Annotated in this window: 22 protein-coding genes, 2 tRNA genes and 1 pseudogene; 11 read left to right on the forward strand and 14 right to left on the reverse strand. The window is 59.9% G+C overall.

Features of this window, described 5'->3' with window-relative positions:
* Positions 1-391 precede the first annotated feature (391 nt).
* Positions 392-698 (forward strand): annotated as a pseudogene (locus G6M89_RS22250) (ISH3 family transposase); the annotation flags it as partial.
* A gap of 168 nt (positions 699-866) precedes the next feature.
* Here G6M89_RS22250 and G6M89_RS04835 read toward each other — a convergent pair.
* Both G6M89_RS04835 and G6M89_RS04840 read right to left on the reverse strand, forming a co-directional pair.
* Positions 867-1,385, reverse strand: a complete 519-nt coding sequence (locus tag G6M89_RS04835) for a hypothetical protein (protein ID WP_165160677.1) — start codon at positions 1,383-1,385, stop codon at positions 867-869.
* Positions 1,348-1,638, reverse strand: coding sequence for a hypothetical protein (locus G6M89_RS04840; protein ID WP_165160678.1), 291 nt, complete (start codon positions 1,636-1,638; stop codon positions 1,348-1,350). The genes G6M89_RS04835 and G6M89_RS04840 overlap by 38 nt, the downstream gene beginning before the upstream one ends.
* A 629-nt stretch (positions 1,639-2,267) precedes the next feature.
* Here G6M89_RS04840 and G6M89_RS22100 point away from each other — a divergent pair.
* The gene (locus G6M89_RS22100) at positions 2,268-2,486 is read left to right on the forward strand and encodes a hypothetical protein (protein ID WP_206335452.1); all 219 of its coding nucleotides are present in this window, start codon (positions 2,268-2,270) and stop codon (positions 2,484-2,486) included.
* On the opposite strand, the gene G6M89_RS04850 is transcribed toward G6M89_RS22100, so the two are convergent.
* Positions 2,480-2,890 carry a DUF5518 domain-containing protein gene (locus tag G6M89_RS04850; protein ID WP_165161299.1) on the reverse strand — a complete coding sequence of 137 codons (411 nt, stop codon included), beginning with the start codon at positions 2,888-2,890 and terminating at the stop codon, positions 2,480-2,482. The genes G6M89_RS22100 and G6M89_RS04850 overlap by 7 nt on opposite strands.
* Positions 2,891-3,127: 237 nt before the next feature.
* On the opposite strand from G6M89_RS04850, the gene G6M89_RS04855 reads away from it, so the two are divergent.
* Both G6M89_RS04855 and G6M89_RS04860 read left to right on the forward strand, forming a co-directional pair.
* Positions 3,128-4,120: a GTPase gene (locus G6M89_RS04855; RefSeq protein ID WP_165160679.1), complete on the forward strand. Its 993-nt coding sequence runs from the start codon at positions 3,128-3,130 to the stop codon at positions 4,118-4,120.
* Positions 4,121-4,137: 17 nt separating this feature from the next.
* A complete protein-coding gene (locus G6M89_RS04860; RefSeq protein ID WP_165160680.1) occupies positions 4,138-4,503 on the forward strand; it encodes a hypothetical protein in 366 nt (121 codons plus the stop codon).
* A 45-nt stretch (positions 4,504-4,548) separates the two neighbouring features.
* On the opposite strand, the gene G6M89_RS04865 is transcribed toward G6M89_RS04860, so the two are convergent.
* Complete coding sequence (locus tag G6M89_RS04865; protein WP_165160681.1) at positions 4,549-5,841, reverse strand: TIGR00341 family protein; 1,293 nt, start codon at positions 5,839-5,841, stop codon at positions 4,549-4,551.
* Between the two features lie 112 nt (positions 5,842-5,953).
* Between G6M89_RS04865 and engB the strand changes: the two genes are divergently transcribed.
* From engB to G6M89_RS04880, 3 genes are all read left to right on the forward strand, one after another.
* Positions 5,954-6,571: a GTP-binding protein EngB gene (gene engB, locus G6M89_RS04870; RefSeq protein ID WP_165160682.1), complete on the forward strand. Its 618-nt coding sequence runs from the start codon at positions 5,954-5,956 to the stop codon at positions 6,569-6,571.
* Between the two features lie 82 nt (positions 6,572-6,653).
* Positions 6,654-7,625 (forward strand): VOC family protein, encoded by a 972-nt coding sequence (locus tag G6M89_RS04875; protein ID WP_165160683.1) that lies wholly within the window; start codon positions 6,654-6,656, stop codon positions 7,623-7,625.
* Positions 7,622-8,296, forward strand: a complete 675-nt coding sequence (locus G6M89_RS04880) for an alpha/beta hydrolase (RefSeq protein ID WP_165160684.1) — start codon at positions 7,622-7,624, stop codon at positions 8,294-8,296. Before G6M89_RS04875 ends, G6M89_RS04880 begins: the two co-directional genes overlap by 4 nt.
* Before the next feature lie 2 nt (positions 8,297-8,298).
* Here G6M89_RS04880 and G6M89_RS04885 read toward each other — a convergent pair whose 3' ends face one another.
* From G6M89_RS04885 to G6M89_RS04900, 4 genes are all read right to left on the reverse strand, one after another.
* Complete coding sequence (locus G6M89_RS04885; RefSeq protein WP_343162631.1) at positions 8,299-8,727, reverse strand: VOC family protein; 429 nt, start codon at positions 8,725-8,727, stop codon at positions 8,299-8,301.
* 232 nt (positions 8,728-8,959) lie between these two features.
* Positions 8,960-9,598 (reverse strand): RPA family protein, encoded by a 639-nt coding sequence (locus G6M89_RS04890; protein ID WP_165160686.1) that lies wholly within the window; start codon positions 9,596-9,598, stop codon positions 8,960-8,962.
* A complete protein-coding gene (locus tag G6M89_RS04895; protein ID WP_165160687.1) occupies positions 9,599-10,528 on the reverse strand; it encodes a replication factor A in 930 nt (309 codons plus the stop codon).
* Between the two features lie 141 nt (positions 10,529-10,669).
* On the reverse strand, positions 10,670-11,263 hold the full coding sequence (locus G6M89_RS04900; RefSeq protein WP_165160688.1) for a molybdenum cofactor biosynthesis protein B: 594 nt from the start codon (positions 11,261-11,263) through the stop codon (positions 10,670-10,672).
* A gap of 133 nt (positions 11,264-11,396) precedes the next feature.
* Between G6M89_RS04900 and G6M89_RS04905 the strand changes: the two genes are divergently transcribed.
* Entirely contained in the window at positions 11,397-12,863 is a 1,467-nt protein-coding gene (locus G6M89_RS04905) for a DUF6498-containing protein (RefSeq protein ID WP_165160689.1), read from the forward strand.
* A 30-nt stretch (positions 12,864-12,893) separates the two neighbouring features.
* Here the strand turns inward: G6M89_RS04905 and G6M89_RS04910 are convergent, their stop codons facing one another.
* Positions 12,894-14,207, reverse strand: a complete 1,314-nt coding sequence (locus tag G6M89_RS04910; RefSeq protein ID WP_165160690.1) for a GTP-binding protein — start codon at positions 14,205-14,207, stop codon at positions 12,894-12,896.
* Positions 14,208-14,212: 5 nt separating this feature from the next.
* Positions 14,213-15,421 carry a GTP-binding protein gene (locus G6M89_RS04915; RefSeq protein ID WP_165160691.1) on the reverse strand — a complete coding sequence of 403 codons (1,209 nt, stop codon included), beginning with the start codon at positions 15,419-15,421 and terminating at the stop codon, positions 14,213-14,215.
* 103 nt (positions 15,422-15,524) lie between these two features.
* Between G6M89_RS04915 and G6M89_RS04920 the strand changes: the two genes are divergently transcribed.
* On the forward strand, positions 15,525-16,052 hold the full coding sequence (locus G6M89_RS04920) for a CopG family ribbon-helix-helix protein (RefSeq protein WP_165160692.1): 528 nt from the start codon (positions 15,525-15,527) through the stop codon (positions 16,050-16,052).
* 944 nt (positions 16,053-16,996) lie between these two features.
* On the opposite strand, the gene G6M89_RS04925 is transcribed toward G6M89_RS04920, so the two are convergent.
* Positions 16,997-17,100, reverse strand: a tRNA-Asn gene (locus tag G6M89_RS04925).
* A gap of 111 nt (positions 17,101-17,211) precedes the next feature.
* On the opposite strand from G6M89_RS04925, the gene cca reads away from it, so the two are divergent.
* Complete coding sequence (gene cca / locus G6M89_RS04930; protein ID WP_165160693.1) at positions 17,212-18,612, forward strand: CCA tRNA nucleotidyltransferase; 1,401 nt, start codon at positions 17,212-17,214, stop codon at positions 18,610-18,612.
* A gap of 29 nt (positions 18,613-18,641) precedes the next feature.
* On the opposite strand, the gene G6M89_RS04935 is transcribed toward cca, so the two are convergent.
* The 3 genes from G6M89_RS04935 to G6M89_RS04945 all read right to left on the reverse strand — a co-directional run bounded on the left by G6M89_RS04935 (position 18,642) and on the right by G6M89_RS04945 (position 21,619).
* Positions 18,642-19,664 carry a histone deacetylase gene (locus G6M89_RS04935; RefSeq protein WP_165160694.1) on the reverse strand — a complete coding sequence of 341 codons (1,023 nt, stop codon included), beginning with the start codon at positions 19,662-19,664 and terminating at the stop codon, positions 18,642-18,644.
* A gap of 7 nt (positions 19,665-19,671) precedes the next feature.
* On the reverse strand, positions 19,672-20,103 hold the full coding sequence (locus G6M89_RS04940; protein WP_165160695.1) for a histone family protein: 432 nt from the start codon (positions 20,101-20,103) through the stop codon (positions 19,672-19,674).
* A 64-nt stretch (positions 20,104-20,167) separates the two neighbouring features.
* The gene (locus G6M89_RS04945; RefSeq protein WP_165160696.1) at positions 20,168-21,619 is read right to left on the reverse strand and encodes a single-stranded DNA binding protein; all 1,452 of its coding nucleotides are present in this window, start codon (positions 21,617-21,619) and stop codon (positions 20,168-20,170) included.
* Positions 21,620-21,908: 289 nt separating this feature from the next.
* Here G6M89_RS04945 and G6M89_RS04950 point away from each other — a divergent pair.
* Positions 21,909-21,981: transfer RNA gene (locus tag G6M89_RS04950), tRNA-Arg, on the forward strand.
* Positions 21,982-22,091: the final 110 nt, after the last annotated feature.

Genomic DNA, 22,091 nt, shown 5'->3' on the forward strand with positions numbered 1-22,091 from the left:
CACATCTGTCGTGTGATCAGGTGTGCATTGACTCGCAGTGGCTACTATAGTTGTCGGCCTTAGCCGCCCCAGTCTTTCACCTCTGGTGAGGACTTAACAAGCTCTCATACTATCCGCCCCATAAATCAAATATTAAGTAATTGGATGAGAAGGGTAGAACCGATGATTTATTTGCAAGCCATGTCATTATCCGCATTATTATTAGTGTTAGCTTTACTACTCGTAGATAAGTACACAAAATTTGATTTTCTACCTCCTGAATGGATAACAACACCCCTATTTGTCGGCGGGATTGCTGGAACAGGAATGTCCTTTTATACTCTAAATATAGAACAATCTATATTCATTGTTTCTTCAATAATATGCTTTTATATAGGAATGTTATGGCCATATGACTGGTAAATCAGATGTCAAAGGGGTAGCGGAGGACGTTATCGACCAGCTCCCGCTGCCAAGGATTGAGGGAGCACCCTTCGATCCAGGCGAGATTTGGACTGTCGTTATCCGTGTAGCCGTCAATCAGACCTCTCTGGGAAACATGCAAGGAGAACGACGACACGCCCTGTGATGATACCGTAATGAACTGGTTACATACGTTCAACCGAAGGTAGCTCGAGTCCGTTGCTAGCCTTCTGCTCAGGCAGTCAGCAATGACGATCTTCAACCCTAATCGGTTGAAGATTGTCTTCATCGACTTCGGTGCTGTTCTAATCGTTCACCAGAAATCTGCATAATTCACAGATTTCCTTCAAGAAACACTGATAGTAACAACTGAAAGTCAGTATGCACCCGATTGCATTACTCCGGTACGATCGGTGTGCAAATAGTTTTAATTGTTACTGTAGGCCGTGCTGCTGTATGGTATTTTACGGACTGCCGATATGGCCAAGTGAATAATCATTAACACTGGTTAAATTATAGAACTGATCCCAATCGTCTGGATTAGCGGTGCTTCCATCACCATACCTATTGTCTATCGTTCTAAACCCACAACGGCCACTCACACAACCTCTGTCACGATCCATTATACCGTAATAGTATCTTGGACCTGAAAGCCCTACCCAAAGGCCGACAATAGCTCCTGCCCCAATTGTGACCGCTGATGAACTAATTCCTGCAAGGACAAGGAGAGCAGAAGTAGCGGACCCGGCTGATACACTGTTTACAACATTAACATCCCGTGTAAATTCAACGTCAAAGCCCCTCATTTTGTGATTATAATCTTCGTAATCACTATCACCTACATAACTACATTCTGGTCCATCATCCAGCTCAATAATATTATAATCTTCAACGATGTCGTTATCGACAGAGTGAGTGGTTAATTCATCTCTTTGAGTCTGCTTATCACTTACTGGTTTCATAGAAATTTTTTCCTGACTCACTAACGTCACCACCAGCAGTATTTTCAGCTTTGACGATAAAAGTCTCTTCGTTATATTCAGCTTTGAAATATGCTTCTGACTGGTTTGTACCGGTTGTATGCGTCTCTAATTCATTGCTATCCGGTTCAATACGTTCAATCTCTATGGAATCTTCAAGCTCTTGATTAGCACTTGAAGCTCCAGTGATCGTTGGAAACATAATACCTGCTGTTCCTGCGGATGCAAGTCCCTTGAGTGCTTTCCTTCTCCTCATATCTATTTAATGTTACTACCTCTTCACTAATGAAACTTTTGATTCAAGTATAAATTTAAGTCATCATGGGGCTTCATAGAGTTCTTGTCACACCGTGATGATCGTGCTTCATAGATTGTCTCCTCGTTCGTAGTTGGTGATAGCGATGACAAGACGAAGGCACAGTTCAAGAAATACCTGCGTTCATGCACGGCTGCGGCCTCGGGCGTGTATAGTAGTCAGCACAATTCTTGAATAAATTAACGAGGGTATTTTAGTCTATAAGAGCGTGTCATAGAAAGATTTGCAGAGAGTTGATTTCACCATTCTTTGCTTGAACCAGCCAGCAAGTATACGTGCATACGTACCTTTTTCTCGTCGGGTTCGCTCGCATCGCTCGCTCACCGCTCCTCCAAAAATCTACGCTAAAAAGGCCGCTCGCTCCCTGTGGTCGCTCGCGGGTGCAGTGATTGGGCCACGACCGCAGCGGTACCTACACCGCCTAAACTGATCATTCGTGACCAAGCTCGGAGGGTACGTGACCTATTATATGACACGCTCACTATAGCTACTACGCCGATCATCCCGACGAAATCGACGACCGACTGGCGAACCTCGAGGACGAGTGGGATATCGAACGGACGCTCGAGGTGAACGCCGCCGGGCTAACCCTCGTCTCGCTCGCCCTCGGCGCAACAGTTGATCGTCGGTTTTTCGCAGTGCCAGCCGTGATCGCCGCGTTCCTGCTCCAGCACGCCCTGCAGGGCTGGTGTCCGCCACTGCCATTCCTCCGTCGACTCGGCGTCCGAACGCAGCGCGAAATCGACGCCGAACGGCGCGCACTCGAGGCGATTCGAGACAGTCAGTAGCGGTTACGACTCCGCGAATGCGAGGGGTCTGGATTACCGTTGAGCACGCCGCCGACGGCCCCTGCAATCGCGCTCTCGAGTGCCATTACGAACGAGACGAGCAAGACAACGGCGAAGATGCCGATCCCGGCAAGTCCCGAAAGAGCGCCACCGATTGGCCCGCCAGCCCAGCCGACGACGCCAACGATGAACGCGACCGCGAGTCCGGCGATGATCCCGCCGAGTGCGCCAGCGAGCAGTCCATGCCAGAATCCACGAAGGAGCCCACCGCCAGCGATGTAGCCGGCGACGAAGCCACCGAACAGTCCGGCCGCAAGCTGTCCGATGCCCGGAACGACGACGCCAAGTACGCCAACGACGGTCGCGACGAGGAAGCCGATAATGACGGCACGCCAGTTAGTCATAGCCGTATAGACGGCAAGCAACCGGATAAACGGCTCGTCGTCTGCGTCCAGGTTGCCGACCAAATCGATTGCAGCCTCGAGTACGGTTCGACGAGAGCACCGCTCAGTCGGCGACTCGGGCATCAACCGATCGCTGCCGTGACCCTGATAGAACGGTCTCCAGCGCGGGCCGTGTGAGTCATCACCACCGAAACGCGGATCGAACGGCCTTTTATGATTGCGCCCGCTAGACCGAGTATGATTTTCGAAGACCTTCCGACGACGCCCACGTCGGAAGAGCTGATCGACAAGTCGTTCTCACGGGCTGCACGGGCAGGCAACGCAAAGCACGGCCTCGAGGCCCAACAGTCGATGCTGCAGACTGCGGCAAACATCATCTCGGACAACCTCGAGAACGTAGTCACGGCGTGGCCCGATTTCGAGTACGAAGACGATGTCCATCCGTTCTACTACGAACTGGCCGACGCAATCGTCGACGTTGACCGACTCCGACAGAGCCTCTCGGAAGTGATGTGGGCCAGCCGGAAGACACGCGAGATTCACGAAGAGTATCAACCCCGCCTTCGGAAAACAGACACTGACACGGCGCGCAAGCACCGAAAGCAGGCGTTCGCCCGACTCGCGGATATCGTCGAGCAGGTCGACGACGAACTGCTGTATATCAATAAATCGCGCAACGACCTGCGCGACCTGCCGGAGATCAACCCCGATGAGCCGACTATCGTCGTCGCCGGCTACCCAAACGTCGGCAAGTCCTCGTTCGTCAACGACGTGACGAACGCCCGCGGTGAGACTGCATCCTACCCGTTCACGACGAAAGGCATCGGACTCGGTCACTTCGAACACGAACGCCTCCGATACCAGATCGTCGATACGCCGGGGCTGCTCGATCGTCCACCAGCAGAGCGCAACGAGATCGAATCACAGGCCGTCAGCGCCATCGAACACCTCGCCGACTGCATGCTCGTGATGGTCGACCCAAGCGCCGAGTGTGGCTATCCACTCGCCTCCCAACTCGAGTTGCGCGACTCGATTATCGCCCAGTTTGAGACCGTCCCCGTACTCACAATCGCGAACAAGACCGACCGCAGAGAGGTCTGGGCCGACCAACTCGAGGACCTCGAGGCCGACTTCGAGATGAGTATCGAAACCGGCGAGAACGTCGAAACCGTTCTCGAAGCCGCAGTCGAGGCCGTCGATTACGAGCCGGAACTGCCCTTCGAGAGCTAGGGGAAGGTGAGACGTCGATGAAGAGCCCAGGAATCCTCTGGATGCTACAGACGGCCGCTGGCTTTTCGATGGCCGGCCCGATGTTCGTCGTCGGCCTCGAGTTCGTCCGGACCGGCCGGACCGCAGCCGGCATCGGCTTCTTCGCGATGGGGGCGTTTGCGCTGTATCTCCCGACGTTTCTGGTCAACCGATTCACCGGCCGTGTCCGTCGAATCGGTGGCCCGCGAACGTGGGTCAAGCGTCGACTCGGGCGGCGTTCGGCGTCCGACTCCGAGACAGCATCCGGCCCCGAATCCGACTCTGACTCCGATCAGCCAGACGAGTCATCACCCGACGATTCCGAACCGACTCCGAGCCTGCTCGAGCGAGTTCGCAGGCGGTGACAGCGCTCGTTTCCGACGGAATTCACAGAACTTAGCATCCGAATCTCAGCGTTCGACTGTCTCGAAGTACCGAATCTCGACGGCAACAGTCTCGTCGCTGTGTTCATTGATTTGCTCGTGGATCCGATCCGCAAGTGCCGGCGGTGACTCACCTGCTGGGCCGCCAATGGTGACGACGACGCGTTCCGGGCCGACGAAGGGATACTCATCGTCCATGACGACCTCGAACTCGAGGAGTTGGTACTGTTCGAACTCGTCTTCAGCGAGGATCATTTCGACTTCCTCGCGGGCGTTCTCCTCGAACGTAGCGGCGACAAAGGAGGTGTACGTGATCGCGCCGAGAAAGACGGCGAAGATGAGCACGATTGCAGCGAGGCCGAGGACGCGACGACGGACGCGCTGTTCGGTCTGCCCGATCGAGAACAGATTTTCAGGGCGATAGCCGGTGTACCAGAGGGTGAGCAAGCCGGCAAGGTTGACCGAGAGCACGTTCACCAGAACGAGGACGGTCGATCCAATCGCAGCGGATGGTTGTCCCCAGGCGATGGCGATGCCAGCCGCCGCAGCGGGTGGAATCAATGCCGCAGCGATCATCACGCCGACCAGCGCGACGGACGTGCCCGTTGCGATGCTGATGATCCCTGCGACACCGGCACCGAGGGCAATCGCGAGCGAGAGGAGGTCCGGCGCGAGGCGCTCAGAAATCTCGTCAACGGCGCCGATCTCGAGGCCGGGTGGAACGACGTTAGTCACGCGGACCAGCAGGGCAAAGACCGCTGCTGCACCGATCGCAAGGACAATCCCAAGCAACTGGTAGCGAAGGCTTTCGTGAAAGAGGTCCTCGTCATTGATGACCGAACCAACGCTCAGTCCGAGCGCTGGCCCGATCAGCGGCGCGATCACCATCGAGCCGACGACGACGGCCGGCGAGTCGAGCAACAGCCCTGCGGTCGCGACGACGGCGCTGATGATCGTCATGATCGCGTACACGGCAAACGTCGGCGTCAGCGACTGGGCTTCGGCCTGGAGTTCCTGCCGAGAAATACGATCGGAGTTGACATCGCCGTTTTCGTACTCGTCACGAAGCGCTTCAAAGCGGCGCGAGACGACCGTTTCAGCATCGACAACGACAGTATATGCGTCTTCGTCGATCCCAGCGTCCTGTAGCTCGTCGAGGACGGGTTCAACGGCGGGAGCAGGGAGTGGAAAGTACACGACGCCCGCGTAGTCGCGATTGCTCTGCTCGTCAGTCAGTACGTAATCGATCTCTCGATCGTCTAACGTCTCGAGGATCGTCTGTTGTTTACCCGTCGGGACCGTCAGCTGTACGAGCCGCACGTCTCTGGCTGAGAACCCCTGGGATCATAACTTCGGGTCTTTCGAGCGTCATGACTCGAGCGGGCGACTCGAACACACTGCGTATAAACGGCTGACGCACCTAGGAGGTGCTATGTTTGAGAACCGCCCCAATCGTGAGGCCGAGGTCGCACTCGTCGGCCGCTCGAACGTGGGCAAGTCAACGCTCATGCGCGAGGTGACCGGCCACAGTTTCGACACCGGTGGCAAACCCGGTGTCACCCGCCAACCGAACCACTACGACTGGAACGCCGAGGACTTCGTCATCACCGACCTGCCCGGCTTCGGCTTCATGAGCGGCGTCGACGAGGACTACCGCGAGGAGATCAAGACCAACATCGTCCACTATCTCGAGGAGAACGCCGACAACATCCTCGTCGCGATTTTGGTCGTCGACGGCAAGAGCGTCATCGACATTATCGACCGCCACTCGGGGCCGGACGAAATTCCCTACGACGTGGAGATGTTTCACTTCCTGCGAGAGCTGGACATTCCGACCGTCGTCGCCGTCAACAAGATGGACAAGGTCGACGATAAAGACGAGCGACTGAACGAACTCTGCGACCGACTCGGTCTCTACCCGCCCTGGAAGCAGTGGCAAGAAGTTATCGCGCCGATCACCGCGAAACGCGGCCAGATCGACGCGCTCAACGAAGCCGTTCGCGACCAACTCCACGAACAGAATCGGGACGATCTCTACAAGTTCTTCTAACACACGAACGGGCTGTTCGACCCGCCTGACGGACACAGCACCGACCCCACACGCTATTTTCCTCGAGGCCGAAGCATCGATAATGGTCTCAGAGACGGCGGGGATTCACCACGTGACGGGCATCGTCGGTGACGCCCAGGAGGCGATTGAGTGCTATACCGGCGTGCTCGGACTCCGTCTCGTCACACAGACGGTGAACTTCGAGGATATCCTCCAGCATCACCTCTACTTCGGCGACGCGACCGGAACACCGGGGACAGTCCTGACCGTCTTCCCCGACCCCTACGGCGACGACGGCCGAGTTGGGCGACCACAGGTCGAATCAGTCTCGTTTCTGATCTCCGAGGAGAGTCTCGCCTACTGGCAGAATCGACTCGAGGAACATGACATCCCACTCGAGCGCCACGAACGCTTTGGCGATACCGTCGTGCAGTTTCAGGATCCGGTCGGCACCCACCTCGAGTTGGTCGCCCGGCCGGCCGCAGACATCGAGGCGAGTGCCGTCGAACCGTGGGAGCACAGCCCAGTCCCCCTCGAGCACGCACTTCGAGGCATCGACGGCGTCACGACGCTTTCGGTCAATCCCTACGCGACGGCGAGCCTGCTCGAGACGCTCGGCTTCGAGTACGTCGCCGAACAGGGCGAGCGCGTTCGATACGAGATACCGGGGTCGGAAACGCACGCGACAACTGTGGATATCCTGCTGAAAGACGGCCCCTACGGCCGCGAGGGACAGGGAACACATCACCACGTTGCCGTCCGCGTCGAACATGAAGACGAGTTACACGAGTGGCGCGACCTGTTCGACGACCGCGGCTACGACGTCTCACGCGTCAAGGATCGCCACTTCTTCCACTCGCTATACGTCCGTGAGCCAGGTGGCGTCCTCGTCGAGTTGGCGACCGAAACGGGTGGCCTCGCTGTTGACGACGGCGACCAGGCAGACGAACCCAGCACCGAACTCGTGCTCCCCGACTGGTTCGAACAGGACCGAGACCTGATCGAGAGTCAGTTGCCCGAACTGCATCTTCCGAAGACGATAACAGGAAAATGAGCGAGGACCGCCCCCTCGAGTCCGTTGCTGGCCCCCATCACGGCCAGCCCCTGCTCACCGCTGGCGCACCCGCGCTGGCTTCCGAGGCTGCCATCGTTCTGCTCCACGGCCGCGGCGCGACCGCACAGGGCGTCATCAACCTCTTTTCGCCCACCGTCCGCCACGGCGTGACCGTGCTCGCGCCAGCAGCCGAGCGCAGTCGCTGGTACCCTCGCCGCGCACCCACAGCGAGAGCCGAGAACGAGCCCTGGCTCACCTCGAGCGTCGAGTGCGTCGGCGCAGCACTCGAGGCCGCCCAAGAAATCGGCGTGCCCCCGGAACGAACCGTCATCGGCGGCTTCTCGCAAGGTGCCTGCGTCGCCGCGGAGTTCGTCCGCCGGAATCCACGACGCTACGGCGGCCTGTGCTGTCTCTCGGGGACGCTCCCTGGCTCGAGCGATGACGACTGGGAGATTCCAGGCGCGCTCGAGAAAACACCAGTACTGCTCGGCTACGGCGAAGACGACCCACACGTCAGTGCCGACCGGGTTTCGAGGACAGTTCGCACGTTCGCGGACGCAGATGCCAGCGTCGACGAGCGAGCCTATCCCGGCGTCGGCCACGAAGTCACCGACGACGAGTTCGACGCCGTTGGGTCGATGCTCGAAACGCTGCTCGCAGCCGATAGCTGAGGTTACTCGCCGCTCGAGTCTGGTGCAAGTCCCTTCTCACGTAGCTCCTCGAGTGCGTCGTCCGTCTTCTCGAGGTCTGTGAGGCCCATTCCCTCGAGTACGTGGTCAACTTTCGTAAACTGGATCTCCTCGTAGTCGACAATCTGTACGCGGTTGCCCCACGGGTCGTGAAACTCGAGACCGGGAGCGTCCAGTTGGTCGATTTCGAGGGCCTCGAGTCGGCGCTCGACGGTAGCTGCGTCGTCGACGACCAACCCGAAATGACGGGCGTCATCGGTCGTGTCACCGGCGGCCTCGGTTTCGGCGAGTGCGATAAACTGGTCGCCCATGTCGATGAACGCCTTTGTGTCACCGCGTCCGCGCAACTCGAAGGCGAACAGGGAGTCATAAAACGCGAGCGCCTCATCGATATCGCCAACCTCGAGGGCGATGTGGTTGGTCCCGACGAGTCGCGCGCGGTCAGGTGCTGTGCTCTCGAGGTGGTCTGCAGGACCGTCAGAAGACTCGGCGTCAGCATTGGGATCAGCGTCAGTCACGGTTGACTAACCCGACGAGAGCGAATCTAGTAATGGCTGTGCTGGAGTGTGCACACAGATGTCGCGAAAATCGGGTGAAACAGGATCAGAAAATCGATCCTGCTGTGTTGCGATAGGCTATTGGCTGTTACTGCGGGGTGGCTTCGGCGTCGTCGACTGTCTCGAGTTGCTCGAGCGCCTGAATCACGTCGCGGCGGTAGTTCTCGACGGGTGAGTCGTACCGGTCACGGACCATCTCGGCGTACTCGTTCGTTGGGGCGGTCGACCCGCTCTCGGGCGCTTCTTGCTCAGCCTCCCACTCCCCGTAGGCTTCGATGCGGTCAAGCGTGCGCTCGGCGGTCTCGACGACCCAGCGGTCGCGGGTGGCGTCGTCGACTACTGTGATGTTCTCGGGTCGCAGCGAGACGTTGACCGTGCCGTCTTCGGTCTCGTAGGTTCGGGGCTTCCCGACGACGGAGACGTACGCTGGCGGTTCCGTGTCGCGAAGCGCCGAGGCGGCTTCGGGCTGGTACTGCCCGGCGTAGACGAAGAATGTCCCGGTCGGATCGACGACTCGGCCACGCCAGTACTCGCTGTCTTCGCCGACGTCCTCGGTCTCCGTGAGGGTGCCGACGACGAACACGCGGTTTGCGCGGTCCCCCGTTGGCAAGAGCGCGTAGTTTGGCGCGCGTTCGTCGTCGCTTTCTTTGAACGAATACGTCGCGTCGTTGAATTCGGAGGCGAAGACGCGGCGGGCGACTTCGCGGGTGAGTTCTGCCTGAGACATTTACATCGACCTCGCTTTGATCAACAGCTGTTCAGCATCCGCTGGCCCCTCGAGTTCCTCAACATCGTCGGCCAGGACGTACCGGCCGAAGGTTGGCCCCTCGATTCGGTAGTAGGTGCCGACGATGTCGTCTGCGATCTCGTCGGCGACGATGGTCGTGTCTAAGGCGTCCATCGCCATGTCCTTGGCCTCCTCGAGAGTGAGCCCCGTCAGATCTTCGGTGGCTTCCTTGTTGAAGATGACCTCGTGGGCGTCGATGCCGTCGTCGACGACGGCCTTGATGCGGAGGTCGAACTCGCCCTCGACCTCGCCGTGTTCGCTACAGCGGCCGTTCTGGAGGACGCGGGTACAGTCCTCTTTCGGGCAGCGCTTGATCAGGCCGCTGCCGCGTTGCATGTCGACGAGGGCGCCTTCGACGATGCTGCTATCGTCGCCGACTTCGATCTCTTCGTCGCGCTCTTCGACGACCGTCGTCGAATTGAGTTTGACCGAGAACCGGCCCTGGTACTCGTCGGTTACGATGTTGCGAAGCTCGTAGACGCCGCCTTCCTCGAGCGTGGGCAGGTCGGATTTGGCCCACTTGGTGAACTTGATCGTCCCCGTTGGGTCCCCCAAGAGACCGACCTGTGCGACCGAGTCGCTGCGTGGGTCCCACAGTTCGATCACTTTCGCGGTGAGGTCGATCCACTCCTCAGGTTCGTCAACGTCCTCGATGTTGACGGCCTCGCTCGAGCCACTCGAGATGTCCTCGCGCTCGAGTCCGGCCTCCTCGAGGTAGTGGTTGGTGACGCTCCGGCGTGCCTCGTCCATTGGCACTTTGTATTCGTCGACGAGCGTCGTCAGTCGCTCTGTGATGTCGTCGACTGAGACGTCTATATGATCCGAAAACTGGTCGTGTATGTCGTCCGCATGCTGTCGTACGTCGCTCATTGTGTCACGCCTCCTCTTTCGTTTCAGTGGGAGGCATACCACTATTCGCGCCCAATAGTATTTAAATTGCCGCAACCGCAGTGAAAGTGAATAGTGGCGGTACAATCGCCAGAAGGCGGGTAGGTGGTACCTGGGTTCGTGCTATTCGTCGTCGCCGTAGGCCGACAGCGACTGGTCTGTTCGCTCGGTCTGGTGACTGGTGGCGACGCCTGCGAGGTGGGGTGCTTCGGGGACGATCAGTTGCTCGCAGGCGGTCTGGCAGGCGTTCGTGCTGCCGGGGAGACAGAAGACCGGCGTGTCAACGGCGATGCCAGCCGTCGCGCGCGAGGCCATGGCGCGCGTGCCGACCTCGTCCCACGACAACGAGCGGAACAACTCGCCGAAGCCTGGCAGTTCGCGCTCGAATAGCGCGGACGTGGCCTCCGGCGACACGTCGTCGGCCGAGACGCCCGTTCCGCCAGTCGTGATCACGATATCGATGTCCCGGCGCGCGACGAGTCGCCGGACGGCCGTGCGAATCGCCGCGTAGTCGTCTCGCACGAGCACGCGCTCGTGTACCTCGTGTCCCTCGGCCTCGAAGCACGCTTCGACGGTGTCGCCGCCCGGATCGTCCGGCGTTTTGTCGTCGGACTGCGCGCGCGAGGTCGAGACCGTCACGATCCCGACGTAGAGAGGGTCGATGATATCGTGGCCGTGGTGGTCGGTGCCGCGTCGCTCGTCTCGGTCAGTTGGCATACGTGTCTGTTCACAGTGAACCGTCATAAACGGTCGTCGTCCGTGGCTCGTCAGGTGTCGTTTCCAGTTGGACGTAGCTCCCGCCACCGCCGTTCGGAACGTTTTACTGCCACTCGAGCAACCTGTCTCTCAGATGGTCACTCGAGCCGTGTCCGAGCGGGTCCCTCGGCCCGTAACGTTCGTGCCGATTCTCATCGGAAATCTGGTGCCGCTGGTCGGCGTGCTCGAGTTCGGCTGGGACCCGGCGACGCTGGTCGTCATTTACGCACTCGAGGTACTCCTCGCGTTTCCACTCGCCGCGGGGAAGGCGCTGTTTGCGGGCAAGCCGCCTCGAGTCAAGGACCTCGAGACCGAAGATGGCGAGGGAGACTCGAGTGTCATCAGCGTCGGAAACACCGAGCTGGCACGCAAGCGCGGGCACCTGCGGCTCGTGTCGTGGCTTCCCCCGATCTATCCGCGGAACCTGCCGTTTATCGGTGCGTTGTTGTTTGCGACCGTGTGGTCGACGCTCTTTCTCGTCGCCTTGCTGGCCGAAGTTGCAGTCGGCGAAGCCCTTGCGCGGCCGGAAGTCTGGTTCTGTGTTGCCGCGCTGGTGAGCGGACAGGTCATCGAGACCTGGCGTGACTATTTCCGCGGCGGACGCTACGAGACGACCTCGCCGTACGCAGTCATCGAAACCCCGGCGCGACAGGCCTTCTTCCTCGTATTCGTCTTGTTCTTCGTCGCGGAAGCGAGCGGTGCCATCGTCCTCGGCGCGTTCGTCGCCGTCAAACTGCTCGTCGACTGGTCGGCGTTTCGCGCGACCAACGGCGGTAGCGGGCGACTCACTGGCTGGCTCTCCGGTCCGGACGACGAGGGTGAACCCCTCGAGGCACTGGACGTCCCCACAGACGAGCCGGATGCCCGATTCTCGACACACACGCGGACCGTGGTTCTGACCGGCGTTCTCCGCACACTGATCAAACCAGCCCCGTTCTACATCGGGATCGTCCTTCTCGCGTGGTTCCTCGCCCTCGCCGTTTTGGGAGGCACCGCCAGCGGCAGGGCCGCGATCGCGCTGACGGTCGGCATCAGTCTCCTCGCGTTCGCGGCGCTCGTCGGCTTTCTGGCGATTAAAACAGCCGAACATATCCTCGAGTACGCTCCACTCGAGTACCGCCGATACGACGATCATCTCGTCGCGTACGATACGTGGGTCGACGAACCGCAGTGGGCATTGGCGCTGTATGAAGTCCGTGACGTCAGTCTCATCCACACCCGATTCCCCGACCGAGTGTACGACACCCGCACGCTCGAGGCCCAGATGGGCTGGGGCGACGACGAGGCGACGCGAGAACTCGGCCCCGTGACAGACGCCCCGGCGTTCGTCGAGACGTTCGAGTTGCCGATCACGGAGGCAGCACTCGAGTTGGAGCCACTTAACCGGCGAGTTGCGACGGCTGCAGTCGTCCCCCTCGGCGGCGTGCTTGTCGGTGCAATTATCTTCGCGGCTGGGCCGTGGCCGCTAGTGGGTGCGCTTCCCTACGTTGTCTTTGGACTGCCATTTCTCGCACTCGTCGTGCATGGCCTCTGGCGACAGGCATACCCGGAACCAGCGTAGCGTGTCGCTCGCATCAGCGACTCCGTCTGCTTAGCGCTCACTCGAGACTACAGCGCTCTCGCCCATTCCAGTCGGCGCACGATTCTCGTAGACGAGCCAGTCGTCGTCCATCTCCGCGTCAGTGAGCAGACACTCATCAAGACGCGCCTCGAGCGCCTCGAGATCGATGTTACGCCCGATGAGCGCGAGTCGGGTCTCGCGGTCGCCCCATTCGTCGTCCCACGGAAGGTCAGGCTGGCCCTGTCGGTACAGTTCCTGGCGTTCCTCGGAGAAGCTGGCGATCCAGCGGCCCGTGACCTCGAGTGCGGTCTCGGTGCCGGCGTAGCTCATCGTGATCGCCTGCTTTTCGCGGCCGGCAATCCAGCACAGCCCTTTCGCGCGCACGAGGCCATCGGGGAGGTCCGACAGGAACGCCTCGAGGCGTTCGGGGTGGAACGGCCGGCGGCGATGGTAGGTGTCGACAGCGATGCCGTAGCGTTCGGGTGGGTGGCGGTGATCGTGGTCGTGATCATGATCGTGGCCGCCGTGATCGCCATGCTCGTGGTGGTCACCGTGGTCATGGTGGTCGCTGTGTTCGTGCTCGTGATCACCATCAGCGTCAGTGAGGTCATCGTGCTCGTGCTCGCGCTCATCCGCTTCGATCACCTGCTTCCAGCCTGCTGCTTCGGTCGCCGCCTCGAGATCGAATCGCTCGACTCCCAGTAACTGATCGGGCTCGAGGTCGCCGTGCTCGCTCGTGATGAGATCAGCGCGGGGCTGGAGCGTCTCGAGCAAGGCAACGACGCGCTCGCGTTCGCCGTCGTCGACGAGGTCGCACTTGTTGACCACGAGCAGGTCACAGAACTCGACTTGCTCGAGGACCAGATCGGCGAGCGGGCGCGTACCAGTGTCGTCGTCACCCTCGATTTCGGGTGGGTCGTCGACGGACGAATCGGCGAAGCGGTCATAAAATCGCCGCGCGTCGATCACCGTCACGACGGCCTCGAGATCGTAGGGGCCGCCGGCGGGTCCGCGGACAAATTGGCGGGCAATCGGCTCGGGTTCGCTGACGCCGGAGGCCTCGACGACGAGATGGTCGAACTCGTGTTCCTTCCAGAGTTGAATTACCGCCTGCGAGAGTTCATTGCCGAGGCTACAGCAGATACAGCCGTTTTCGAGGGCGACAACTTCCTCGCCAGTCTCGAGGTCGGTGCGCGCTTCCACGAGGTCGGCGTCGACGTTGACCGCGCCGACATCGTTGACCAACACGGCGATATCGCGCTCAACCGTCTCGAGTAGCCTCGAGAGCAGCGTCGTCTTCCCCGCGCCGAGTTCGCCGCTAAGGACGGTGACCGGAACAGACATTGTACTTACTGCGAGAGCGCGAGTTCACGTCGGCTTTCCGGTTCAAACGGGTCGAGGTAGGTGGTCCAGTCCGCACCCATCTCAGCGTCGGTGAGCACACAGTCGTCGAGTCGGTCGATCAGCCCGCTCTCGTCGAACTCGCGCGCGATGAACACCAACCGGGTCATTCGGTCGCCGTACTCCTCGTGCCAGTCATCTTTGAGACCGGGGCGAGCGGCGAAGTACTGCTCGCGTTCGGCTTTCGGCAGGTTCGCAAGCCACGTTCCGGAGGGGCCAGCACGGACGGACGTGCCAGCTTTGTCGACGCCCATCGCAACGTCTTCGCGGCCTGCACTCCAGAAGAAGCCTTTCGCGCGGACAACTTCGTCCGGCAGGTCCGACAGCAGTGTGGCGATGCGCTCGGGGTGGAACGGCCGGCGGCGCTGGTAGACGAACGAGGTGACGCCGTGTTCCTCCTGAGGGTCGTGATGATGGTCGTGCTGAAGCTCGTGTTTCCAGCCCGCTGAATTCTGGGCGTGCTGGAAGTCGAACTCGCCGGTGCCGAGAATCTCGTCCGGGTCAATCTCGCCGAACTCCGTCCGGATGATCTCCGCGCGCGGCTGCAAGCGCTCGAGAACGGCCTCGATCTCTGCAAGGTCCTCGTCGGGGACCAGATCGCACTTGTTGAGCAGGAGTACGTCACAGAACTCGATCTGATCGAGCAGGACTTCCTCGGGAACGCGGCCCGAATCGCCCTCGAGGTGGCCGTCCTGATCCGTCAGCGCCGCGCCGGAGTCGAACGACTCGAAGAAGCTGTGGGCGTTGACCACCGTCACCATCGTATCCAGCGCGTAGGTGTCGGTCGGGTCGAACTCGGCGTCCTCGAACCCCATCGCGAACGTCTGGGCGACGGGAATCGGCTCGGAGATGCCGGAGGATTCGACCAGCAGGTAGTCGAACTCCCGGCGATCGGCGAGGCGACCAACCTCGTCTAACATGTCGCCGCGTAGGCGACAGCAGATACAGCCATTCGACATCTCGATGACCTCTTCCTCGCCACCCAGATCGGACTGCTGGGTGACGTGCTCGGCGTCGACGTTGACCTCGCCCATGTCGTTGACGACGACGGCGACCTCTAAGCCGTGGTCTGCGGTCAGTACGTGATTGAGGACCGTGGTTTTGCCAGCGCCAAGACTACCGCTCAGAACTGTCACGGGGATTCGGCTATCGTCCATATCGGTTGTGAATACGAACCCAGGTCTTGTTAATGTTAGTTATTACGTTCGCAGAGCACAAGACATAACAAATACTATTATCTCGAGGATCTATTTTCATATCATGCCCGTCGTCAGCGTCTCGATGCCTGCCGAACTGATCGAGCGACTCGACGCCGTCGCCGACGATCACGACTACACCGGCCGCAGTGAGGTCGTCCGCAAAAGCGCCCGCGCGTTGCTCTCGGAATTCGACGACGAACGCCTCGAGAACCGTCCCCTTGCTGGCACCGTCACCGTCCTCTACGAGTTCGCAAACCAATCAGTCGAACGCCGCGTCACGGACATTCGCCACGACCACGAGACAGCTATCGTCACGAACGATCACAGCCACGTCGGCACCGGCGACATCCGAACCGGCAGCACTGACACTGCACCCGCTGACGACGCCGCCGATCCGGTGGCAAAAGCGACGATCAACCGCACCCAACCCAGTTACTGCCTCGATCTGTTCGTCCTCGAGAGCGACCTCGAGGAGATTTCGCAGTTCGTCGGCCAACTCCGCGCAGTCGACGGTGTTGAGACCGTCGACTACTCGCTGGTGCCGTTGGATTCGGTCGGACAGCTCCCGGAGACACAACAGAACACGTAGGTCGTCTGTGAGTCCTCGAGGAGTACGAGAGACGCACGACTGTTATTCCGCATTTACAAAATTTGGTCTGTTGCAATTCTCAGTAGTTGATAGGAATAGCGTGCTGTATATAGAGGATAGATGCAGCACAGCGATATCGTTTGGTTCGCGTCGAAGTCTGCGAACTAGACATTAGCAGACCGCCAACTATATGTAGAATAGTATTCACCATCATCATGATGAATATCTTAACAAAACTATCGATCTGGTGTATCGTTGCGACAGCCCTCTTGGCATTCTATGTGCTGTCTGGCCCACTCATAATTATGTTTTACCTCGGACTTGGTGTGGTAGCCCTGATAGGTGGTAAAATAGTGTATTCTGTGCCTGCTGACCGTAGGATCAAAGTCGCGACAGTCACTGCGTTATGTGTTCTCTCCGCAGGAGCGTTTTTCCCACTTGTAGTCCAACATGCTGGAGACTATTGGGAGCTTGGGAGAGAACTAATGATGTCAATTGTTGCTATTGGTATTGTTGTCATTCTTGGCATGTCTTTGGAAACTCTTCGTCGTTTACTCCCAGTAAACAGTATCGCTTAACATTATGCAAAAACGCTGAATCCAGGACTTGAACAGACGCGAGACGGTCCTCCTCATGGTTCGAAAGACGTCGAGACGTCTTTCGTCATCAAGCGAAACCGAAGGTTTCGCGGACATCGCGAATTCTGGCGAGGCGCACGTCTCGCTGACCTCGCGGGAGCTTCGCTCAGTCACGAGAGAGCGGAACTCTCTCGAACGACTTCGTTCGGCCGCTGCGACTCGCGTGTTCGGGTCTGTCTTGTTCCGCTGTTTTCCTCACCGGATTCGCTCGGAGCTATCGCTCCTCGCAAGTAGTGTTCGGAAAACAGCGCGAACAGAACGCTACACGTTCTGCTTAGCCCGAAAATTTCTGCAAAATTTGTCGGACGCCGAAGCCAGGACTCGAACCTGGGACAACCTCGTATCTGCGGCGACCAGGAAACCTGTGTCACCGTAACAGCGAGGTGCTCTACCATCTGAGCTACTTCGGCTCATCTTCTGGTTGGGTGGTGCATTTGATAGGGCTTTCGTTTCCGTTCGGCGAGGGCGTCGCTTCCTGCGGTTCGATACCCTTTCACCCACGGCTCGAGTAGGCATCTCTCATGAGCGACGAGGAAGCCGACCCGGACGACCACGACGCGGACGAAACAGCCGGCGACCTCGAGGCCGTCCTCGAGACGGTCCGCGAGCAAGTCGATCCCAGCCCCGACGAACGCGAGCGACTGCGCGCGGTTGCTGACCGACTCGCCGCCCGCGCCGAGGACGCCGCGAACGACCTCGAGCCCGGCGCGGATGTCCTGCAAGCAGGTTCGACAGCCAGAGACACCTGGATCAGCGGCGACCGCGATATCGACATCTTCGTTCGCTTCCCACCGGAACTCGACCGCGCGACGCTCGAGCGCTACGGCCTCGAGGTCGGCCACGCGACGCTGCCGGAGGGCCACGAGGAGTACGCCGAACATCCCTATGTCAAAGGCGTCGTCGAGGGGTTTGACATCGACGTTGTCCCTTGCTTTCGCCTCGAGTCCGCGACAGACATCCGGTCGGCCGTCGACCGCACCCCCTTCCACACGCAGTATCTCGAGGCCCGACTGGACGACGACCTCGCGGCTGACGTGCGCCTGACGAAACAGTTCCTGAAAGGCATCGGCGCGTACGGCAGTGACCTCCGGACGCGCGGGTTCAGCGGCTACCTCACCGAACTGCTCGTCGTCGAATACGGCGGCTTTCGCCCACTGCTCGAGGCGGCGACCGAGTGGCAGCCACCAGTCGAACTCGACCCCGAAGACCACGGGCAAGCGAGTTTCACTGATCCGCTCGTCGTCATCGACCCGACCGACCCCGAGCGCAACGTCGCCGCAGTTTGTTCCGCCGCAAACGTCGCGCGCTTCCAGCACTACGCCCGCGCCCTCCTCGAGTCCCCCATGCTCGAGTCCTTCGAGGCTGATGACCCTGATCCACTCTCTGAATCCGAACTGCGCGCCCACCTCGAGCGCCGCGGGACGATTCCGGTCGCCATCCGCTTCAACGCCCCAAACGTCGTCGACGACCAGCTCTACCCGCAACTCTACAAGTCGCTCTCAGGGATCACGCAAGGGCTCGACGACCTCGATTTCGACGTGTTCCGCGGGACGACGTTCGCCAACGAAACAGCCGTCATCTTTGCTGAACTCACCGTCGTCGAACAGCCCGCCGTCGAACGCCACCAGGGGCCACCGGTTCACGTCCCAGGCCACGCCAAAGGGTTCTACAGTGCCTACGCGGACGACCCAGACACCTACGGCCCGTTCATCGAGGGCGGCCGGTACGTCGCCGAACGCGAACGCGAGTTCACGACCGCCCGTGGATTCCTCGAGAGTGACCAGCTATTCGATGTCGGCCTCGGTGCACACGTTGAGACTGCCCTCGAGAACGAGTATGACGTGCTCGTCGGCGACGAAATCACGGCGTTACTCGACGAATTCGGAGCAGAACTCAGACGGTACTTCGAACCGCGACCCTGAAACACGCAGACGCGCTGACACGCTGACACTCAAAACTCGAGCGAAAGGTCGTGTGCGTCACAAACCGCCTCGAGCACCTCGAGTGCGTCCTCGCTATACCCGTTGTCGGGTTCGATTGGCTCTCGGCCGTCGAACGTCTCGTGGACCATCGCAACACTATCTGCGAGCACGTCGAGTCCGTACCCACCCTCAAGAACGAACGCTAGACCGGCGTCACAGTTGTCGGCGACGGTCCGCAAGCGATCAGTGAGTAAGGCATACGCTTCCGTCGAGAGGCGAATCCGCGAAATCGGGTCGTGTCGGTGTGCATCGAAGCCCGCACTGACGATCAGCAGGTCGATATCGTACGTCTCGAGTGCAGTCGCAACTGGACCCTCGGTGGCAGCGAGGTAGGCAGCATCACCAGTACCAGCAGGCATCGGGATGTTCATCGTCCTCCCTTCACCCGCCCCCTCTCCAGTTTCGTCGATATTGCCCGTTCCCGGGTACAGCCCTTTCTCGTGGATAGAGACGAAGAACACGTCATCACGGTCGTAAAAGATATCCTGTGTGCCGTTACCGTGATGGACGTCCCAGTCAACAATTGCGACACGCTCGACATCGTATTCGTCGTTATCGAGTGCGTGTTGGGCCGCAATCGCGGCGTTGTTCGCAAAGCAAAACCCCATCGCGTCGTCGTAGACGGCGTGATGACCCGGCGGTCGGCCGATTGAAAATGGCGTGTCCCGGCCGGATGCCCCCTCGAGTGCAGCGTCAACTGCCCAGCAGGCGAGTCCGGTGCTGTGACGGATCGCATCCCAGGTTTCTTCGACGGCAGATGTATCGGGATCCCAGTCTCCGCCACCGTCAGCACAGAACTGCTCGACTGACTCGATATATGCACGGTCGTGGACAGACGCAATCGTATCGATACCGACAGGGTCGGCGTCGACATACTCAACGCCGTGTTTTCGCTTCAATCGCTCACGAATCGCACGCAAGCGGTCGGGCGTCTCCGGGTGACGCGACCCAGGATCGTGTTCGAGACAGACCTCGCTGTAACCAAATTGCATGTCACTTTCACTCAAACAGCGAGAAGTACGTCTCGATGTCGTCAGCCGTAATAGTTCGTCGATCCGCGTGGTGAGCGAGGATTGCCGCCGCTCTGGCGACGTTGTCAGCATAATCCTCGAGAATGTCTGCAAGCGCCACACGGGCGTCCATCGAGACGCGATACCGGTCGTCGATATCGATTCGGGCAATCCGGTCTACTGGTGCAACCGGCAACTCGAGATCATCCTTATCAACGACCGTCTCGACGCCGAAATCCTGCGCCATCAGCGTCTTTCGGCCGTCAGCGGTCGCCTCCTCGGCGGCATCGACCGCGAGTTCACTACCACGTTCTTGAATCCGTGATGCAAGTGCCTTCGACGCCCCGGCGCTCACCCGAAGGTCGCCCGCGTTCCGCCGGATGATCGTATCAACCGGGGCAAACGGGAGTTCGACGTTCATATCATGCTAGGCGAAGTAAATGCCCTTAACGCTTTTCCTAGGCGCTCGAGGGTGTTTCGGCCGCTCAGAACACGTCGTTTGCCTCGAGGCGGCCGTCGCGGACGACCCCACGAGCGGTGACTTCCTCGCCCAGACCAACGTCTGCGTCGGTCGCGACACTCATCGTCGTCTCGCCGTCGTCGAGAACGACTGGGTCGCCAGCCTGTACGACGACGCCCGTGAACTCGGTTTCCGCGCCGTCGGTAGGGACGCCATCATCACCGGATGCTGAATCGGTAGCTGCGTCAGAATCGTCAGCCACCGAATCGGTGGCATCATCGCCGGATGCGTCGTCATCGCCGGCGAACGAAGAGAGTCCCGCGTTGTTGCTGCCCGAACCAGTGTCGTCGCCCCCACTCGAGGCCGCGTCAGCCTCGGACTCGAGAACCGTAATCGTCGACTGCCAGCCCGCAGAGGCCTCGAGGTCGTCCTGCCAGCCGTCTTGAATCTCGACATCGCCGAGGGCAACCTCGTCGCCGGGGCCGATATCGATATCCGCTTTTTCGCCCCACATTGCGACGCGAATGTCGCCGGTTGCATCCTGTACGCGAATGTTTCGGACTTGGCCTTCGGAGCCGTCGTCGCGGTCGAAGGTGCGTTTTGGGTCCGCAGAGCGAACAACACCCGCGAGGTCGACCGTTTGTCCGATCTCGAGGTCTTCGATTGGGGTGCTCTCGGGGACGTACTCGACTTCTTCGTCGACTTCCTCGACTGCGCCGCGGTTGCCCACGTGTAACTCGAGGTTGCCGTCACGTTCTTTAACGTAACCGTCGACGACTTCGACGGTTACGCCCGGGCTGAATTCGGTGGCTGTCTCGGCCTGTTCGTCCCACATCGTCACGCGCACGCGCCCGGTCGAATCGCCGAGGACGAGGTTCGACACCTTCCCCTTGGAGCCGTCGTCGCGGTCGAACGTCCGGACGGTGCCAGTGTCGAGGACGAGGCCGACCAGATTCACGTTCGAGAGTCCAAGCGAGAGGCTTTCGACGGTGTGAGTGTCCGACAGCTGCACATCAATTTCCGTATCTGGGTCCGGTTCAACCTGATCAACGCTGATCTCGACGCCGCTGAAGCCCTCTTTGGGTCGGCCCTTGATCCGGAGAACCTGTCCCTCCTCGAGTTCCTCGATGGCGGCTTCGGCGTGTTCGTCCCAAAAAGCCGCCCGCACGGAGCCGGTTTCGTCTGCGACTTCGACGTTGACGACGCGGCCGTCCTCGTCCTCGCCATCGCGTTCGAAGGTCCGAACCTCGCCAATCGAGAGGACCTTCGCGACGAACTTCGCTTCCTCCATTCCGGGTTCGATATCAGCGATGCCGCCGACCTCGCTCTCGCCGACCTCGTGAGCGATGAGCATCGCCGCCGTCTCCTCGTCCGCGAGTCCGCCCATCTGCTCGACTTTCTCCTCGACGGCCTCGCGAAACTCCTCGAGAGAGACGTCGGCCTCGAGGTCTTCATATACGCCCTCGATGTCGCTCATTCTATGCTCGTGCATGGGTAGCCCGCGCATAAGCATTGCCCATTCGGTGTGAACGCACCCTCCTCGAGCGTTGCCGTCGGGCGTCGATTCCCACGTCACTACTCGCGGTCATGCCCCCGTTGGCTGCGTCTTTGTATATAAAACCACGTTCGGATCGGGCAGTCAGGGATGCCCCAGTGCACCTGCTCGAGCACCGCCGTGTTCCCGTGGCCCATGGCTGTCGCCCCCATCCCGCAGTGAGCATCCCTTTCGAAAGTGCTTTAATAGTCCCCCGGCTACGAATAGATGAGTCCTGATAGGGTAGTGGACTATCCTCTTGGCTTGCGGAGCCAGGGACCGGAGTTCAAATCTCCGTCAGGACGTTTCTCTGTAGCACAATACGACGAACGAAGTGAGGAGTCTGTGCTGCAGGAAACTCCAGCGGGGATTTGAACACGAGAGGCGCAGCCCGCACAGCGCCGTAGGCGCGAGC

The organism is Natronolimnobius sp. AArcel1 (genome assembly GCF_011043775.1).
In the GTDB taxonomy this organism is placed as follows: Archaea; Halobacteriota; Halobacteria; order Halobacteriales; family Natrialbaceae; genus Natronolimnobius.

What these genes read in the sequence shown, in the direction of transcription:
- G6M89_RS04935 (WP_165160694.1), bottom strand. Translation starts at nt 19,664, where the DNA reads ATGCAATTTGGTTACAGCGAGGTCTGTCTCGAACACGATCCTGGGTCG.
- G6M89_RS04840 (WP_165160678.1), bottom strand. Translation starts at nt 1,638, where the DNA reads ATGAGGAGAAGGAAAGCACTCAAGGGACTTGCATCCGCAGGAACAGCA.
- G6M89_RS04890 (WP_165160686.1), bottom strand. Translation starts at nt 9,598, where the DNA reads ATGTCTCAGGCAGAACTCACCCGCGAAGTCGCCCGCCGCGTCTTCGCC.
- G6M89_RS04850 (WP_165161299.1), bottom strand. Translation starts at nt 2,890, where the DNA reads ATGACTAACTGGCGTGCCGTCATTATCGGCTTCCTCGTCGCGACCGTC.
- G6M89_RS04875 (WP_165160683.1), top strand. Translation starts at nt 6,654, where the DNA reads ATGGTCTCAGAGACGGCGGGGATTCACCACGTGACGGGCATCGTCGGT.
- G6M89_RS04905 (WP_165160689.1), top strand. Translation starts at nt 11,397, where the DNA reads ATGGTCACTCGAGCCGTGTCCGAGCGGGTCCCTCGGCCCGTAACGTTC.
- G6M89_RS04900 (WP_165160688.1), bottom strand. Translation starts at nt 11,263, where the DNA reads ATGCCAACTGACCGAGACGAGCGACGCGGCACCGACCACCACGGCCAC.
- G6M89_RS04880 (WP_165160684.1), top strand. Translation starts at nt 7,622, where the DNA reads ATGAGCGAGGACCGCCCCCTCGAGTCCGTTGCTGGCCCCCATCACGGC.
- G6M89_RS04940 (WP_165160695.1), bottom strand. Translation starts at nt 20,103, where the DNA reads ATGAACGTCGAACTCCCGTTTGCCCCGGTTGATACGATCATCCGGCGG.
- G6M89_RS04895 (WP_165160687.1), bottom strand. Translation starts at nt 10,528, where the DNA reads ATGAGCGACGTACGACAGCATGCGGACGACATACACGACCAGTTTTCG.
- cca (WP_165160693.1), top strand. Translation starts at nt 17,212, where the DNA reads ATGAGCGACGAGGAAGCCGACCCGGACGACCACGACGCGGACGAAACA.
- G6M89_RS04945 (WP_165160696.1), bottom strand. Translation starts at nt 21,619, where the DNA reads ATGAGCGACATCGAGGGCGTATATGAAGACCTCGAGGCCGACGTCTCT.
- G6M89_RS04920 (WP_165160692.1), top strand. Translation starts at nt 15,525, where the DNA reads ATGCCCGTCGTCAGCGTCTCGATGCCTGCCGAACTGATCGAGCGACTC.
- engB (WP_165160682.1), top strand. Translation starts at nt 5,954, where the DNA reads ATGTTTGAGAACCGCCCCAATCGTGAGGCCGAGGTCGCACTCGTCGGC.
- G6M89_RS04855 (WP_165160679.1), top strand. Translation starts at nt 3,128, where the DNA reads ATGATTTTCGAAGACCTTCCGACGACGCCCACGTCGGAAGAGCTGATC.
- G6M89_RS04910 (WP_165160690.1), bottom strand. Translation starts at nt 14,207, where the DNA reads ATGTCTGTTCCGGTCACCGTCCTTAGCGGCGAACTCGGCGCGGGGAAG.
- G6M89_RS04860 (WP_165160680.1), top strand. Translation starts at nt 4,138, where the DNA reads ATGAAGAGCCCAGGAATCCTCTGGATGCTACAGACGGCCGCTGGCTTT.
- G6M89_RS04915 (WP_165160691.1), bottom strand. Translation starts at nt 15,421, where the DNA reads ATGGACGATAGCCGAATCCCCGTGACAGTTCTGAGCGGTAGTCTTGGC.